Genomic DNA, 15,824 nt, shown 5'->3' on the forward strand with positions numbered 1-15,824 from the left:
AGCTCAGTTGGTTAGAGCACTACCTTGACATGGTAGGGGTCGGTGGTTCGAATCCACTCAGTCGTACCAACATTTAAAAATCCTAAAAAAATTGTACGACCGTAGCTCAGCTGGTTAGAGCGCTACCTTGACATGGTAGAGGTCGGTGGTTCGAATCCACTCGGTCGTACCAATTAAACTCTATATTTCAAACAGTTAAAAATCCTATTCAATCTACTCGTTTAATTTTTTGTTGAAAATTAAATTCTTAGTTTTTTTATTATTTTGTATTCAAAATTTTAAAATAACGAGAGCCAAGCCTCAAAAGATCATCCTAAAAATTCCAGTTTTTATCGATTTGTGCCCAAACTTGTGCCCAAGCGCCCAAACCACTTTTTTAGCTCTTTAATCTTCCTCAAAATTAGACCCCTACCCTTGCAAATTCACAAACCTCAAATCACAAATTCCAAACCAAAAATTTCAAATCAGGTGACCACTACCCTAATATTTTCCGTGTCATTTCATGAAATATCCTATGACCCCTATTCTATAAACGTAAAAATCCAAGCAGTCACGCTTAACAGAGTTGATTTAATTAATTGTAGATATCCTTAGTTTCTTACTGGATATTATGCACAGAAGAATTCTTAATGGCTGGAAAAAATCAATTGGACAACAACATCAAAAAACGAAATCTAACAAATTAATCCACTAGATTACATCACCTCAATAATGTTTTGTCAGCCAGAGGCAAAGTCAACACTTGATTACTAGCTTTCAGTGCTTACTGATCTTAGTAATCGTGTGTTAAGGATATTTTTATTACCTGTGTTGATGAGTTAACAGGTTTTCCTGAGGCCATTGCGACTATTTTCCCAGAAACCGAAACTCAGCTATGCGTAATTCATCAAATCCGTAACTCAATGAAATACGTAGCGTCTAAGAATCAAAAAGCATTTATGGCTGATTTGAAACCTGTCTATAAAGCAGTCAGTTAGGAATAAGCTCAACTCGCACTTGATGAGTTAGAGGCTAAATGGGGAAATGCTTATCCATTAGTCATTAATTCTTAGCATAGGAAATGGCATAAATTACCCCATTACTTTAAGTACCCAGAGCGCATCCGGAAGATTATCTATTCCACCAATGCAGTGGAAGCAGTACATCATCAGTTCAGAAAATTAACCAAACCAAAGGGCACTCCCTAATGAAAATAGCTTACTGAAATTATTGTACGCAGGCATATTAAATGCGTCAGAGAATATGTAGGACGATGCCAATTCATAATTAGAGTCTCTGCTTATCCTAACTAGCTATTTATTTTGAAGGGCGTTTAGACAGCGTACTGGATATTTAAATAATTTAACTTTTCTTTTACCGTAAAATCAAAATACACGTGTAGGTTAGCTGTACAACGTAATTTAAAAGCGTTTGCTAACCTACAGAACCTCAATGTATCAACATGAAAATTCGACTGTAATCTCTCCTAAACCTTCGTACTTTATTGATGTTTTTTTATTTATATCTAATTGCATTAGACCGTTATAAGAGCCGGTAATAAAGATATGTCCTGCTTTTAATTCAAACCCATTTTCCGTTAAAAAGTTAATAGCCCAATATAAAGGAAGCTGCGGCAAACCTGCCGGATGCTTCCCTGCATAGCTTTGTAAATCTTCGCCCTGTTTAACATCAATATTTATATCACTGCTCTCGTATGCTTTTTTAACGTCTACTTTAGAGCCTAAATATACACCTTGATTAGATAATCCATCGGCCAATTTTTCATAGTGTGTTGCTTGATAACCCTCTGGAAATCTGTTTTGAATAAGCTCCAACGCTAAATGGGCACTACCAATGGCATTATCTATATCCTCATTTTTATATTCTTCATAGCTTGCTAGGTCTTTGTTTAACACAAATGCAATTTCTGGCTCAATGAGCGCTTTATTATTTTTTGTGAAAAGAGCACAACGTCCCATAGATTTAACCGGAGCATGCAAAAGTGGCGCGAGGATAATCGTGCCATCACCTGATGGAAGCATACATTTCCAACCATACACTTTTTGGTTATTTAGCTTAATCATCAACTTCTGAACTGCTAAAACGTCGTCTATAGAATTAAGCGTTATATCTGATGATAAGTCTGGTATCGCAATGCCTTGCTCTCTTTTATTTAGTAAATGCTTAGCGATATGTTCAAGCAAGATTGAGTTATCCACTGTAGTTCCTTTTTTGCTATTGAAAGTTATTTGCATAGTAATAATAACAGTGTTCTTGACAATTAAATATATGATGTTTAGATTTGTCGAACGTTACTCTTTTGCGAATTTACTTCTTGTTAAGTGAGTAAACTCTCAAAGGTTGAACTTTACCTGACGACACGACACACAAATATATGGAGATCACTATGCGTTCAAAGAAAAAAATTGCACTCGGTGTTTTAGCCGCTCTCTCAAGCTGTTCATTTGCTCAAGCTGCTACAAACGATAAAGTAAAAGACGATACTGAAGTCATTGTTGTAACGGGTGTTCGTTCAAGTCTCGAGGCCGCATCATCTCTAAAACGTTACAGCGATAGTGTTCAAGATAGTATTGTTGCTGAGGATATTGGTAAGTTTCCCGATCAAAATGTGGCTGAGTCTTTACAACGTGTTCCTGGTGTTTCAATTAACCGTGTAAATGGTGAGGGCTCAAAAATAACCGTTCGTGGTTTTGGCCCAGAATTTAACGTTGTTACATTAAACGGGCGCACATTAGCTACTTCTGAAATTGGTCGCTCGTTTGATTTTCAAGTATTAGCAGCTGAGCTAATATCGGGTGCTGATGTCGTTAAGTCGCCTACGGCTAAAACACCTGAAGGGAGCATTGGTGCTTATGTTAACGTTAAAACTGCACGCCCATTAGATAACCCCGGATTACATGTACTTGGCTCTATAAATGCCAAATACAGTGAACTTTCTGGCGAGACGAGTCCTGAATACTCTGCGTTATTTAGCAATACGTTTGCTGATGAAACATTTGGTTTTAATATTGCCCTTTCACAACAAAAAAGTGATAACCGATACGATTCAATGGGCACTACCCGTTGGTTATTACTCAATAATGAGCCAGGTGTGATTGAAGGCGACATTCATAATTTAGATGGCAATGTGGTTACGCCAACTATGCTTCGCCATGCTGGGCGAATTGAATACGCATTAGGGCAAGAGCATCGCGAACGTACAGGCATTAATACCAGTTTTCAGTGGGCACCAGATTCAAGCTTTACCAATACTTTTGATTACATGTATACGGATCTCTCAGTAGAAACTCAAACTCAAGGTTTGCAAGCCGGTTTACAGTATCCTAATTGGCGAAATGTGGTTGTATCAGACAACGGTACTATTTTATCAGGCACTAAGTTTTCGGGTAAAACACTGGGCGGAACTGGTGAAAATGTAGATTTTAGAATTGATGGTTTATTTCAAGAGCTGGAGTCAAAATCAAAAACACAGGCATTTGGGTTTAATTCTATAAAAGAATTTGATGTATTAACGCTTGAGTTTGATATAAGCCATTCAACATCAAAATCAACGCCGCGTAGCGACTTATTAGTTCCTAATTATATTTCACCGGAGCGAAACGACAGTTTAAATTTTGATTTTAGAAACACTGATACCGTTAATTTAGACACAACCATTGATTATGCTTCGCCGACAAGCGTGAGAGCACATTGGAATCAAGTTTCACATTACGAATTAGAAGACACGATTACAGAGCTGCAAACAAAAGGGAAATACCTACTCGATTTAGAGTTTGCTGAAAGCCTAACCTTAGATTCAATCGATTTTGGTATTGCGTATTCAGATCGCGAAAAAGTAAGGGATCGCTTTGAAACATTCCATGAAGATAACTGTGGTTTAGTAGCACCGAATGCCGATATTTGTGGCGAACTTAGAGATATGCCTGATGACATATTTTCAGCAAGTCCCTATTCAGATTTTTTAAGTAGTGAGCCAGGTAATTTTCCGCGTGACTTTTTGTTTGCTGATATAAATAAATACCATAGCGCTATTCGTGATATGACCAAAAATCCAAATTGGCCAAACGAGCAATATAACGAAATCGCATCATCAAGCGTCACCGAAGAGAAAATAAGTGCTTATTCGCAGTTTAATCTCAGCGGCTTAATTGGTGATTACGATTGGCGCGGTAATGTGGGAGTCCGTTATGTAAAAACGGATACAAGCTCAAGCGGTTACGGCAAAAGGCGCCTAGGTTATACGGGCGAGCTTGATAATGGCCAACCTTTATTAGTTGTTGATTACACAGACTCAGGAAGCCTTAAAGCCAAAAATAGTTACACTAACTGGTTACCTAGCGCTAATTTTAGTATTAATTTAAGTGATAACTTATTGGTAAGAGCCGCAGCGGCTAAAGTTATGTCGCGCCCTGCCATTGACGACATTGGCGTACAAACAACGTATACCGATATGCAAGCAGGTAGCTTTTCTCAAACAGGTGGCAATCCTTATTTAGCACCTTATAAAGCTAATCAATACGATTTATCTTTTGAATATTATAGTGATAGCGGCGATTCTTACGCGGTTAACTTTTTCAAAAAGGATATATCTAGCACAATTGCACAAATAACTTATCTAGATAATACGCCTGATATTTGGGATGGGTCGCAATACGTTGATTCATCAGTAAGTATTGATGGATACGGCAATGTAAACGAAACTATTAATACTAAACAAAACCAATCAGGCGGCTCAATTACTGGAGTAGAACTTGCTGTACAACATAATATGGATTATTTACCGAGCTTTTTAAATGGCTTAGGTGTGCAAGCAAACTATACATGGGCTGATACTACAAATAAAAACACACAAAAAATAGAGCTTCCAGGTGTGACCGACCCAGGTGATAAATTAGAGGGGTTTGCCGAAAACTCTTATAACATTGTTGTCTACTACGACAAAAATGCATTTCAAGCGCGTTTAGCTTACAACTGGCGAGATGACTTTTTAAGTAGCCGAGCTGGTATACGCAGTGGTGGATTACCAGAGCATACTGCGGCTTATGGTCAGCTCGACTTTAGTATGTCTTATGCGGTTAACGATAACTTTACGCTAACAGGCGAAGCAATAAATATAACTGATGAACGTACCTATCAATATGCCGATGTAAAAGAGCGCGTTATTAATACCCAATATACTGGTCCGCGTTACCGTATAGGTATACGCGCTAAGTTTTAACGCTTTATTGAAATAACCCAAATTGCTATAAAGATCGCTCATCAGCGATCTTTATTATATTCCCACTATGTCAGTTTTAAACATATAAACAACGATTAAAATTAGTTACCACTCCCCCTATTTTGTGCACATTACATTGACCAGCCAAACATAATATGTTTATATTAAAGATATGAGCGAACTTATATATTACGACCTAAAACAAACATCAGGAATGGCAGCAAGCCTTTCTGTTCAAGTGGCTAAAGAAATTGGCAGACGCATTGTGTCTGGATCATTTGAAGCCGGCAGTTTAATTGATGATGAAGATGCACTCGCTAAACGCTACCAAGTAAGCCGTGTAGTAGTACGCGACGCGGTAAAAATCTTAGTAAGCAAAGGCCTACTTGATGTACGCAGAGGTATTGGTACGCGTGTACTACCTCGTGATAGATGGAATATGCTAGACGATGACGTATTAGCATGGCATTTATCAGCACCACCTAATCGTAAATTTTTAGAGCAATTAATGGACGTGCGCCTAGCCTTTGAGCCAAAAGCAGCACGTTGGGCAGCTGAACGTGCGCGCCCTGAGGATTTAATTGAAATTGCAGCCGCATGCGAGCGCATGGCTAAAACAGATAACAGCGTAGAAGATTTTATTATTGCTGATTCTTTATTTCATAAGGCCATTATAAAAGCAGCGCAAAATAGCTTTTTAGCTTCTATGGAAGGCGTTATTTATTCTGCACTTTTAGTTAGTATTAAAGTAACAAATAAAGACCCGCGCGATAACGGTGCATCTATTCCGTTTCATCGTGAAGTGTACGAAGCCATTGCTGCAAAAGATGGCGATAAAGCCGAATTTCTCACCGAAAAACTCCTTAAAGATGCCAGCTTTCGTCTTTCTGCGACAGTAAATAACAAATAGCCATTGTTTATTGTCGCAAATTCATATAAATAGTACGTATAAATAAATAATACGGACACTAAGATACTATGAGCGAATTAACATACTACGATCTAAGACGCAGCAGTGCCATGTCACCTAGCTTACCGGTACAGGTAGCTAAAGAATTAGGCCGTAGAATTGTTGCTGGCACATATACTCCTGGCACACTGATTGATGATGAAAACCGTTTAGCTGAACGTTTTCAAGTAAGTCGAGTTGTTGTTCGTGATGCAGTAAAAATTCTTGTTGGTAAAGGGCTTTTAGATGTACGCAGAGGCATTGGCACTCGTGTAAAAACCCGTGATAACTGGGCGTTGCTTGACGATGATGTTCTTGCGTGGCATTTAAGCGCCCCACTTAATCCTGAGTTTTTAACTCAATTAATGGAATTTCGTTTAGCATTTGAGCCCAAAGCAGCCAGTATTGCAGCGCTTCGCGCAGAGCCTGAAGATATTAAAGCCATTGAAGATGCATTAAATGAAATGCAAAGCTCGGTAAGCGATTTAGATAAGTTTGTTATTGCTGATGCACATTTTCATGGCGCTATTTTACGCGCTTCTCATAATGAGCTATTTATTTCGATGGAATGCGTTATTTTTTCAGCGTTGCTTGTGAGTATTAAAGTAACAAACCAAAGTGCACAAAGTAATCATGCTTCTATTCCGTTTCACCGAGAAGTATTTGATGCTATTGCCACCGGTAATAGCGAAAAAGCACAAGCCCTTACAGAAAAGCTTTTAGCTGATGCTAAAGCAAATTTAGCTAAGTTAATGGATATTTAATTTATTTTAAATAGCACCGCTAACTCATCATTTAATGTGAGAGGAATGATGAGTAGCGATGCAAGCACAACAACGTTTATCGCAATTTAATTAAAAATTAATTAAAGATAATATTCAGCATAATTTTTAGCATTAGTCGTAAATTCTTCTAAACCCATTCCTGATTTATACAAGCCGCTTCCTAAACCAAAACCCGATGCCCCAGCATTAACAAATTCATCCTGGTTTTGAGGCGATACACCGCCCACAGGGTAAATATCAATACCCGAAAGCACTGTTGTAATTGCTTTTAAGCCTTTTGGGCCAGCTGTATCTGCTGGAAATAACTTAAGCGCGTCGGCACCAGCATGCAGTGCAGCAAAACCTTCAGTGGGTGTATAAAATCCTGGTACGCTGTATAATCCTTTTAATTTACTATAACGGATCACCTCTACATCGCTATGCGGCGATATAATAATACGCCCACCCGCTTCAATTACCTGATCAACTTCGTCTTTAGTAACAACCGTGCCCGCGCCAATAATGGCTATATCTGCGTATTTATCACTTAATAACTTAATACTTTTTAATGCCTCAGGAGAATTAAGTGGCACCTCAATAACGCGGTAACCAATATCAATAAGTACTTTTGCATAATCAAGCACTTCATTTGGTGTAATACCGCGTAAAATAGCAATCAGTGGTAGTTGCTTCATAGCATGAGTTAACGTAATTAATGACATAATTGAGTTTCCTTTTTAGTTAAAAGACCGGCCTGTACAGCTAGTGTAAACATGCCTTTAGTAGATGCCGTAGCACTGTTTAAAATAGAAGAAGTGAAGCCGAGTTCTTTTAATGCTTCACAATAGAGAGTGTTTAAACTTGAGTTACCAATTAAATAAACATGCTTAATGTCGTTTAGCTTACTTTTAATACCCGCAAGCTCAGCGCCAATAAGTAAACCAGATAAGTAACTAGGTACGTTTTGCAGCGTTAATTGTTTATCTAGCTTTAAAGTACGCGCACTAAATAATGCACTTAATAAACTGCTCTGAACTTGACTAACACCAACGCCTTTTAAAAAACTTGGCATATCTGTTGGTGTTTTATCTAGTGACTCTAGCCCTTCACCTAAAATGCTTTGTTTAGTCAATAAATCAAACATTTCGCCGGTCATGAACGTACTAAGACTTGTAATAACCGTTTTTTGGTCAGTATCTTTTGCAACTTGAACCCACTTAGAGTGAGTACCGGGTAGGCAAAACATAGTCTCACTCAATGTTTGATTACTTAGCTCACCCGCTGTTTGCTCTACATCTAATACAGCGCCAAATACTTGTACTTCTTCACCGCGCATTACATCGCATACATTATTTTCCATAACGTATTTAACACCCGGCACAATACTAATTTGTAAGCCTGCTTTATTATTTGCTTTACAAAGGTTTACGCTCATACTACCGAGATTAGCTGGCGCATTTACATAGCCTGTATCTTGCCAACCTATAGCACCGCCTACCATACCCGCCATAATAATCGGCATTTTATGCTTTGATAACCAGCCTGATATATAACTAAGTAATACGGTTTCTAAACAGTCATTTTTAATACAAAGTACGCCCTGTTCACCATTAACAGTATCTAAAATGCTGCCTTTGCCATCGACTAAAAAAGCTCTAAAGTTAGAGCTTCCCCAATCAACCACAATTAATGCTGGTAAGTTGCTTTTGTTATCGCTCATAAGCCTTGCCCTTATTTATTAAATTGATACTTCGTAATGTTTAATAAAATCAAGGTCGGGCTCAATACCAAGGCCTGGACCTTGTGGTAGCGCAACTGTTCCGTTGTTATTTTTAACTTGCTCGTTAATATTTAGAGACTCTTGCAATAACTGCTCTCTAAATAAGTTTGGCGTTGTATCGTACTCAAGCATAGGTTGTACTGGGTGTGCAGCACCTGGTAAATCAGGTAACGCAGCTAATAAATGTAGATTAGTACCTACCGCAATAGCCGAACCCCACACATGGTTTATAACAGGCACAAAATGCGCGTGTGCCATAGCTAATACTTTTTGATATTCGGTAATACCACCGAGCGCACACACTTCTGGCTGGAGTAAATCAACGCAGCGGTTTTTAATTAAGTCTCTAAAGCCCCAGCGGGTAAATTCGGCTTCGCCACCGGCAATGCTCATATCAAGTGCTTCACATAAATCGCGATAGCCTTGATGATCCTCTGGTGCAACCGGTTCTTCAAACCAGTACACGCCTAAATTTTGCAGCTCTCGACCTAGCGGAATAGCTTCGCGCGCTGTATATGCATGGTTAGCGTCAACCATTAGGCGCATATCGCGGCCAATACCTTTACGTACAGCTTCAACAAGCTTTATATCGCGGTCTGGCGAAAGGCCTATTTTCATTTTCATGGCCGTAAAGCCCATTTCTTTAATGCGTTGGCTTTCTTCGGTAAAGCGCTCTTCCAGGTTTGGAAATTTTTGTAGCATCATGCCGTAACCATAAGCCGGAATGCGGTCTCTAAAAGCCCCCCCTAGTAACTTATAAACGGGTTGATCTAAAAATTTACCTGCAATGTCCCACAGAGCAATATCTACACCAGATAAAGACTGAATAGGCATGCCTTTTTGGCCATGATCGCGCAGTAAGTTATAAACTTTATGCCAAATCACTTCTCTGTCGAGTGGGTCCATGCCCAAAATCATAGGCTGAATTACATGCTCAACAATTGTTTTATTGGCAAACGCAACGCCGCCACCGCCAAAACATTCGCCCCAACCTGTAATACCGATATCCGTACGAACTTCAACTAAATGTGCGGTACGTTTAGCGTAATACTGCTGCGAATAACCAAGTTCTTCTTCTAGGTCGTACTGTAAAACGTGGCTAATAATTTGTGTGATTTTCATAGTCTGTTCCTTAAACCTTTAACGCGCGAGAAACACGTTTATATGCAAGGTAGTCATCTAAAGCTAACAACGAACAATCAACACCCACGCCCGATTGCTTAATACCAAAATGAGGTAAATTAATGCTGTATTTAATGCCGTTTACTTGTACTTCGCCAAAGCGTAAATGTTTTGCAAAGTAAGAAATAGTCTCTTCGTTACTACTAAAAATAAATGAACTTAAACCAGCGTCCGTGTCATTTGCATCGCTAAGTACCTGTTCGTTATCACTAAACGTAATAATACTAATAACAGGGCCAAATATTTCGTCTTTGTATAGATTCATGCTCGAATCTACATTTGTAAGTACGGTTGGTTCGTAAAAATACCCATTAACGCCTGTAGGTTTTTTACCACCTAATTGCAATTGTGCGCCTTTTTGCTGTGCATCTTTAACTAGTTCATCAATACGTTGCCATGAGCTAGCATCCATAACAGGGCCCATATCAATGGCCTCGTTTTTATCAAAACCAACTTTTACTGCTTTTGCACGAGTAAGTACTTTTTCAATAAATTCATCAGCAACGCTTTCGTGTACAAATACACGATTTGGGGTAACACAAATTTGCCCTGCGTTGGCAAACTTAACGCCACAAATCACATCGGCTGCGTTATCTAAATTTGCATCGCTACATACAATGGCAGGTGCATTACCACCAAGCTCCATTGAATAACGCTTGATTGACGTAGCACCTGTTGCAATTACATGCTTACCCACATTAGTAGAACCAATTAAAGTAAGTACAGAGGGAATAGTTGACGCTGAAATAGCATCGCCTACGGTGCTATCTGTGCCCGAAAGTATGTTAACCACACCTGCTGGCAAGCCGATTTTTTCACATAATTCGCCTACAGCATAAGCAGACAAAGGCGTTTTGCTTGACGGTTTTACTACAAGCGGACAACCCGCAGCCATTGCTGGCCCTAATTTATAAGCCAAATTTAATAATGGAAAATTCCATGCTAAAAATGCAGCCGCTACACCAACAGGCTCACGCGAAAGAACGTGGCTGTGTGTACCTTCATTATCTTTTAATTCTTCATCGGCGATATTAACAATGGCATCAGCGTAAAAATTAAGGCTATCAACTAACATTTGAAAGTCGTCAGCGGTTGACTGCCATGGTTTAGCCATTTCTAAATGTACGCATTCACGTAAGTGTTGCTCGTTTGCAATTACTGCATCACGCAGTTTAAGCATCCATTGAGCACGCTCTGTTGCAGGCGTTGTTGACCAACTTGAAAATGCTTCTTGCGCAGACTCTAAGGCCATGTTTGCTTCATTAATACCTGCAGCCGAAATTTCGCCTACAACTTCGAGTGTTGCAGGATTAATAATTTCGGTCGTTGCGTCACTCGTTATTAATTTTCCACCAATATACAGTTGTTTAGAAAGCATTCTGTCGCTCCATTATTATCTACAACACCCTAAGGGCTAAATGACTAAAGTAAGACACACAGGCCTTAATACATAATAACTATTTAAACATATGATGTTTGATTGAGCAAACACAAAATACATTTAGTTAACAAAAAAACTCATATGCCAAGATTTATGAGCATTGCCTTTAATTAAGCCCTCCTCTTCACTCGCCATGGCTTTGTGTAAAGAATCGCTATTGCCTATACAAGGTTCTATCCCAAGTACAAAAGGGGGTAGCTGCTCATTGGCAGACCAACCGTTGTAATTAAACCAAAGCCCTAAGTGACTTATGTTTGTTGATGAAAATTCAAACCCGCAGCTTTGCTGAGCTTTATCATCAACCAGTTTTACAATTATACTTTGATCTTTATGAGTGCCCGTATTTAAGTGTTTGCTAAAAACCTTACTTGCAAAACCACTGTTATAGGGCATAACTTTATTTAGCGGCGGGACTTTAGTTGAGCACTCACTCCAGTTAATAAAGGCACTATTAACGTTATAAAAATGACTTAGCCCTTCATCAACTTTAAACTCCATATGTTTGTTATTTATTAAAATACGCATCTCTGGTTTTATGGCAAAAATAGGATGCGCTGACCAAACAAAAGGGAGATTGTGAGTTGTGTTATTTTTTACGTGGTAATCAACAAGCAGCCGCTTACTGTGTTTTTTTAAGGTAAACGTTCTTATAAATGTAAAAGTAGAGTCAAAAACCTCAGCTTGTAAGCTAAGTATTATCTCTTCATCGCTAATATGGGTATTAGTTATTTGCCATGCTTGGCACCACAACTCACCATGATCATGTGAAAAATGTGTTTTATTGGGGATATGTTCGTACAGCTGAGGAGAAATACCCGGAAAACATTCATCCCAACCACCGCTATCATGCTCAGAAAAGTCATTATTTTTTGCAGGTTTTAAAGTGATTTGTTTATCGTGAGCAAGCCACTCTCTATTGTGTTTTAAGCTTACAATAGAGATGACTTTTGCACCCAACTGAGGAATAACTGTAATAGCAAGCTCACTATTTTTTAGCAAAATAGCCTCAAAACCATGAGCCTTACAGTGTGTTAAGTTAAGCACTTTAATCGTGATAAATTACAGAACGGCCACCATCAATGATTAAGCTTTGCCCTGTCATAAAACTCGAATCTGAACTGGCTAAAAACACGGCTGGGTAAGCAATTTCTTCAGTTGTTCCATTTCGTTTTAGAGGATGTACATCGCCCATTGCTTTGCGTGAAGCTTGCGGATCGTCTGTTTGCTCCCACGACTTAAACGCCATAGGTGTTTCTATCATGCCTGGGCACAATGCGTTTACTCGTATGTTGTGCTTTGCGTATTCAACGGCTAAGTTTTTAGTTAACCCTATAACCGCATGTTTAGTTACCGCATACGGAAAATACCCCGGTACAATTTTATAAGAATGTACAGAACCTACATTTATAATACTGCCACGGCCTAACTCTTTCATATGCTCAAGTACGGCTACAGCACACTGCCACATACCTTCAACATTAACCGCAAAGCTATCACGCCACATTTGTGGCGTAACGTCATCTACGTTTCGCCCGGGGCTAATTAAAGCCGCGTTATTAACTAAAATACTGGGCTTGCCGAGCTCATTAACTACTTTTTCAACCATGTTTTTTATAGCCGTTTCGTCGCTAATATCGGTATGAGCAAAAATAGCATCAAACCCTTTGCTTTTTAGCTCTGCTACAACACTTTCACCCATTTCTTTATTTATATCAGCAACACACACTTTAGCGCCTTGCTCACAAAATACGCGTGCTACTGTTTTTCCAATTCCATCGGCTGCGCCAGTGACAATAGCAACTTCGTTTAATAATCGTGATGACATAGTTATATTCCTTATTTATTGAGCCCAGGGACCAAATCGCGTTCAATGGCCTCAATAGACTTGCCCTTAGTTTCGGGAAGTATGAATGCCATAACAATGCAGCCTACAATAGCGACGCCTCCGTAATATAAAAACGTATTTGCTGCGCCCATGTTCTCTAATTGCCAAGGGAAAAACTGCTGAATACTCCAGCTAGAAATACTCTGTACTAAGGCGGCAAAGGGTAGCGCAACACTGCGTACTCGGCTTGAAAATATCTCCGAGAATATCACCCACATTATTGGCCCTATCGACATATTAAAGGCGGCTAAAAATGCGAATAATCCAAATAAAACATACGCAGGACTAATATTTATAGAAGCATTAATAATTGCACCGGTAACAACTGGTAGCTCTTTTTTACTGTAAATAGTGGCTAGATCTGCTTTTAGCGCAACATCAGTGCTGTATATTTTATTTTCGAAAACGTGCAGCTTTGTAATATCTACTTTTTGCTCTGCAACTTTGGTTATTGCTTCACTGTTGAGTGAGTACGTGGCATTTTCAAAACCATACCAAATTGATACATGCGCAACAGCAATAAGCAGTAAACCGGTAATAGTTAATGTTCTTCTGCCAAGTTTTTCAACAAAGAATATGGCGACCAATGTAAATAATACAGATACCGCACCAAGTACTATTGTTTGTAAAAAAGAGTTTTCGACGCTCATACCTATTTGTTCAAACACGGTAGGTGCATAAAACAATACGGCGTTCATGCCGGTTGCGCCCTGCACTACCGCGTAACATACAGCAAGTAGCACAACAAAACGCATAGGCTTACTAAACAATACTTTAAGTTGCTCTAGTGCACTGTTTTTTGAATCTTCTTGAATGGTTGCTTTAATATCATTAAGTACTACTTCGGTATCGGCGTTATTGATCCCCATACCTTTGAATACAGCGCGTGCTTCTTCATCACGTTTTTTGCTCATTAACCAGCGCGGCGATTCAGGAATCGTCATTAATAACGAAAACCAAATAATATTAGGCACAATTTCAAAGCCAAGCATATAACGCCAAATATTGGCTTCATTTAACCATTCAATTGAGCCCATGTTTTTAACAAAAAAGTAATTAACAACAAACGCAAATAAACTACCTAACGTTATAAGCAACTGATTAACTGATACAAATTGGCCGCGTTTATTAGCGGGTGCAATTTCACCAATATACATAGCTGAGACAGTTATAGAGGCAAATGCGACCCCTCCTATAAAGCGTCCAACAACCAGCATGGGGTAACTTACCGCAAAAGCAGAAATAACCGTAGAGAGTGAATATGTTAAAGCAATGCCAATAAGTACCTTTTTACGACCAAATTTTTGGCATAAAGTACCTGTAAAAAATAGTGCGATGATTACGCCAACAATGGCGCAACCCACTACATTACCTGTTTGTAAACTGGTTAGCTCAAACTGCGAACTAACATAGCGTAACGCCCCCGATATATTGGCCGCGTCTAGGCCAAATACAAATCCGCCAAATGCTGCAATGAGGGAGTACTTAATTGCTTTTGTTGATTGTGTGTGTGTGTCTTTCAATGTATTACCCTTAGTTTTATTTTTATACTTTTACTGTGTTGGTAATGAGTGCTCTACAACATATAAAAGAATAACATTGATAGAATTAGTAAAAACAATATAAACATATGATGTTTATGTGTGCAATGTGTTTTTCCTCTCACATCTAATTAATGTAAGAGGAAAAAACACAAAATTAATATTTAAAGTGAATACGTAAAATTAAAAGCCGTCTATTTTAACGCAAGGCTCAAATACACCTTTTACCGCATTTTTAAATGCAAGCGTAGCGCCGTGAGGTATAGCATTAAATGGGGTATCTTCTAGGCCACATTGTGCTGACGTTACGTAAAGTGTTGTACCATCGTCGCCAAACGCTGGGCATGTAGGGCGAGGTGTTTGAGTCGCTAAGCTTTGAATTACCTTAGCTTCGGGCGATATGCAATCTACACGTGCGCCATCCCAAAGTGCAATCCACATGTTGCCTTCGCTATCAATTACAGCGCCATCAGGTGATACAGCTGAGCTCGAATAGTCAAAAAACAACACACTTTCTCCTATTGGCGTACCCGTAAGTGAGTCGACGTCAAATCGGTAAATTTTTTGCGTTTTTGAATCTGCGTAATAAGCTCTAGCACGCGACTTATCAAAACAAATACCATTGGGTATGGTTAAATCACTAACAACTTGAGTAAGTACGCCGTTGTGAAAACGATATATTGCCCCTTCGTTTTCGTGAGCATCGCCGTGCATTGTGCTTATCCAAAACCCACCCCACGGATCGGCACGCCCATCGTTACTGCGGTTGTCAGGTTTATCTGCTTCAACGCTGCACAAAAAAGTTTGCTTATGCGTGCTGGTATTATAGGTATTTAGGCCTTTATCACTTGCTAGTAATAAGGTTTCATTGTTTACCCAAGCCAGAGCGGTAACCATATCATCTAAGCGTTGCTCAACTTTATGGTCGCCTTTTTTGCTGTGCAAAATATGGTTTGGAAAATCAACCCAATAAAGCGTTTGTGTGATCGGGTGCCACAAAGGCCCCTCGCCTACAAAATTTAGTGTGCTGTCAAAAACAGTCGCTGTAAGTGTATTCATTTAAT

12 protein-coding genes, 1 tRNA gene and 1 pseudogene are annotated in these 15,824 nt (G+C 39.1%); 5 read left to right on the forward strand and 9 right to left on the reverse strand.

The features are described 5' to 3' along the window. Positions 1–95: 95 nt before the first annotated feature. Positions 96–172 (forward strand) — tRNA-Val (locus tag AAEY68_RS15220). 581 nt (positions 173–753) lie between these two features. Continuing rightward, positions 754–1,288 (forward strand): annotated as a pseudogene (locus tag AAEY68_RS15225) (IS256 family transposase); the annotation flags it as partial. Positions 1,289–1,436: 148 nt separating this feature from the next. Here the strand turns inward: AAEY68_RS15225 and AAEY68_RS15230 are convergent. Beyond that, positions 1,437–2,198, reverse strand: a complete 762-nt coding sequence (locus AAEY68_RS15230) for a 2-keto-4-pentenoate hydratase (protein ID WP_024594156.1) — start codon at positions 2,196–2,198, stop codon at positions 1,437–1,439. Between the two features lie 188 nt (positions 2,199–2,386). On the opposite strand from AAEY68_RS15230, the gene AAEY68_RS15235 reads away from it, so the two are divergent. From AAEY68_RS15235 to AAEY68_RS15245, 3 genes are all read left to right on the forward strand, one after another. Next, positions 2,387–5,218 (forward strand): TonB-dependent receptor, encoded by a 2,832-nt coding sequence (locus tag AAEY68_RS15235; protein ID WP_024594155.1) that lies wholly within the window; start codon positions 2,387–2,389, stop codon positions 5,216–5,218. Between the two features lie 172 nt (positions 5,219–5,390). Further along, positions 5,391–6,128, forward strand: coding sequence for a FadR/GntR family transcriptional regulator (locus AAEY68_RS15240; protein WP_024594154.1), 738 nt, complete (start codon positions 5,391–5,393; stop codon positions 6,126–6,128). Between the two features lie 68 nt (positions 6,129–6,196). Next, the gene (locus tag AAEY68_RS15245; RefSeq protein WP_024594153.1) at positions 6,197–6,931 is read left to right on the forward strand and encodes a FadR/GntR family transcriptional regulator; all 735 of its coding nucleotides are present in this window, start codon (positions 6,197–6,199) and stop codon (positions 6,929–6,931) included. A gap of 101 nt (positions 6,932–7,032) precedes the next feature. On the opposite strand, the gene AAEY68_RS15250 is transcribed toward AAEY68_RS15245, so the two are convergent. The 8 genes from AAEY68_RS15250 to AAEY68_RS15285 form a co-directional block, all read right to left on the reverse strand. Next, positions 7,033–7,653, reverse strand: coding sequence for a 2-dehydro-3-deoxy-6-phosphogalactonate aldolase (locus AAEY68_RS15250; RefSeq protein ID WP_024594152.1), 621 nt, complete (start codon positions 7,651–7,653; stop codon positions 7,033–7,035). Beyond that, complete coding sequence (locus tag AAEY68_RS15255) at positions 7,644–8,651, reverse strand: 2-dehydro-3-deoxygalactonokinase (protein ID WP_024594151.1); 1,008 nt, start codon at positions 8,649–8,651, stop codon at positions 7,644–7,646. The genes AAEY68_RS15250 and AAEY68_RS15255 overlap by 10 nt, the downstream gene beginning before the upstream one ends. An 18-nt stretch (positions 8,652–8,669) precedes the next feature. Continuing rightward, complete coding sequence (locus AAEY68_RS15260) at positions 8,670–9,833, reverse strand: mandelate racemase/muconate lactonizing enzyme family protein (protein WP_024594150.1); 1,164 nt, start codon at positions 9,831–9,833, stop codon at positions 8,670–8,672. Between the two features lie 10 nt (positions 9,834–9,843). After that, positions 9,844–11,271 (reverse strand): NAD-dependent succinate-semialdehyde dehydrogenase, encoded by a 1,428-nt coding sequence (locus tag AAEY68_RS15265; RefSeq protein WP_024594149.1) that lies wholly within the window; start codon positions 11,269–11,271, stop codon positions 9,844–9,846. A 123-nt stretch (positions 11,272–11,394) separates the two neighbouring features. Then, a complete protein-coding gene (locus AAEY68_RS15270) occupies positions 11,395–12,378 on the reverse strand; it encodes an aldose epimerase family protein (protein ID WP_024594148.1) in 984 nt (327 codons plus the stop codon). A gap of 1 nt (position 12,379) precedes the next feature. Continuing rightward, on the reverse strand, positions 12,380–13,159 hold the full coding sequence (locus AAEY68_RS15275; protein WP_024594147.1) for an SDR family NAD(P)-dependent oxidoreductase: 780 nt from the start codon (positions 13,157–13,159) through the stop codon (positions 12,380–12,382). Between the two features lie 11 nt (positions 13,160–13,170). After that, complete coding sequence (locus AAEY68_RS15280; RefSeq protein WP_024594146.1) at positions 13,171–14,742, reverse strand: sugar porter family MFS transporter; 1,572 nt, start codon at positions 14,740–14,742, stop codon at positions 13,171–13,173. A gap of 201 nt (positions 14,743–14,943) precedes the next feature. Next, complete coding sequence (locus tag AAEY68_RS15285) at positions 14,944–15,819, reverse strand: SMP-30/gluconolactonase/LRE family protein (RefSeq protein WP_024594145.1); 876 nt, start codon at positions 15,817–15,819, stop codon at positions 14,944–14,946. Positions 15,820–15,824: the final 5 nt, after the last annotated feature.

Source organism: Pseudoalteromonas sp. RB2-MNA-CIBAN-0110 (genome assembly GCF_040309305.1).
Classification (GTDB): domain Bacteria; phylum Pseudomonadota; class Gammaproteobacteria; order Enterobacterales; family Alteromonadaceae; genus Pseudoalteromonas; species Pseudoalteromonas arctica.

Excerpts from the sequence above, each read along its gene's own strand:
- AAEY68_RS15255 (WP_024594151.1), bottom strand. The coding sequence starts at position 8,651 with ATGAGCGATAACAAAAGCAACTTACCAGCATTAATTGTGGTTGATTGG.
- AAEY68_RS15275 (WP_024594147.1), bottom strand. The coding sequence starts at position 13,159 with ATGTCATCACGATTATTAAACGAAGTTGCTATTGTCACTGGCGCAGCC.
- AAEY68_RS15260 (WP_024594150.1), bottom strand. The coding sequence starts at position 9,833 with ATGAAAATCACACAAATTATTAGCCACGTTTTACAGTACGACCTAGAA.
- AAEY68_RS15235 (WP_024594155.1), top strand. The coding sequence starts at position 2,387 with ATGCGTTCAAAGAAAAAAATTGCACTCGGTGTTTTAGCCGCTCTCTCA.
- AAEY68_RS15240 (WP_024594154.1), top strand. The coding sequence starts at position 5,391 with ATGAGCGAACTTATATATTACGACCTAAAACAAACATCAGGAATGGCA.
- AAEY68_RS15250 (WP_024594152.1), bottom strand. The coding sequence starts at position 7,653 with ATGTCATTAATTACGTTAACTCATGCTATGAAGCAACTACCACTGATT.
- AAEY68_RS15285 (WP_024594145.1), bottom strand. The coding sequence starts at position 15,819 with ATGAATACACTTACAGCGACTGTTTTTGACAGCACACTAAATTTTGTA.
- AAEY68_RS15245 (WP_024594153.1), top strand. The coding sequence starts at position 6,197 with ATGAGCGAATTAACATACTACGATCTAAGACGCAGCAGTGCCATGTCA.
- AAEY68_RS15265 (WP_024594149.1), bottom strand. The coding sequence starts at position 11,271 with ATGCTTTCTAAACAACTGTATATTGGTGGAAAATTAATAACGAGTGAC.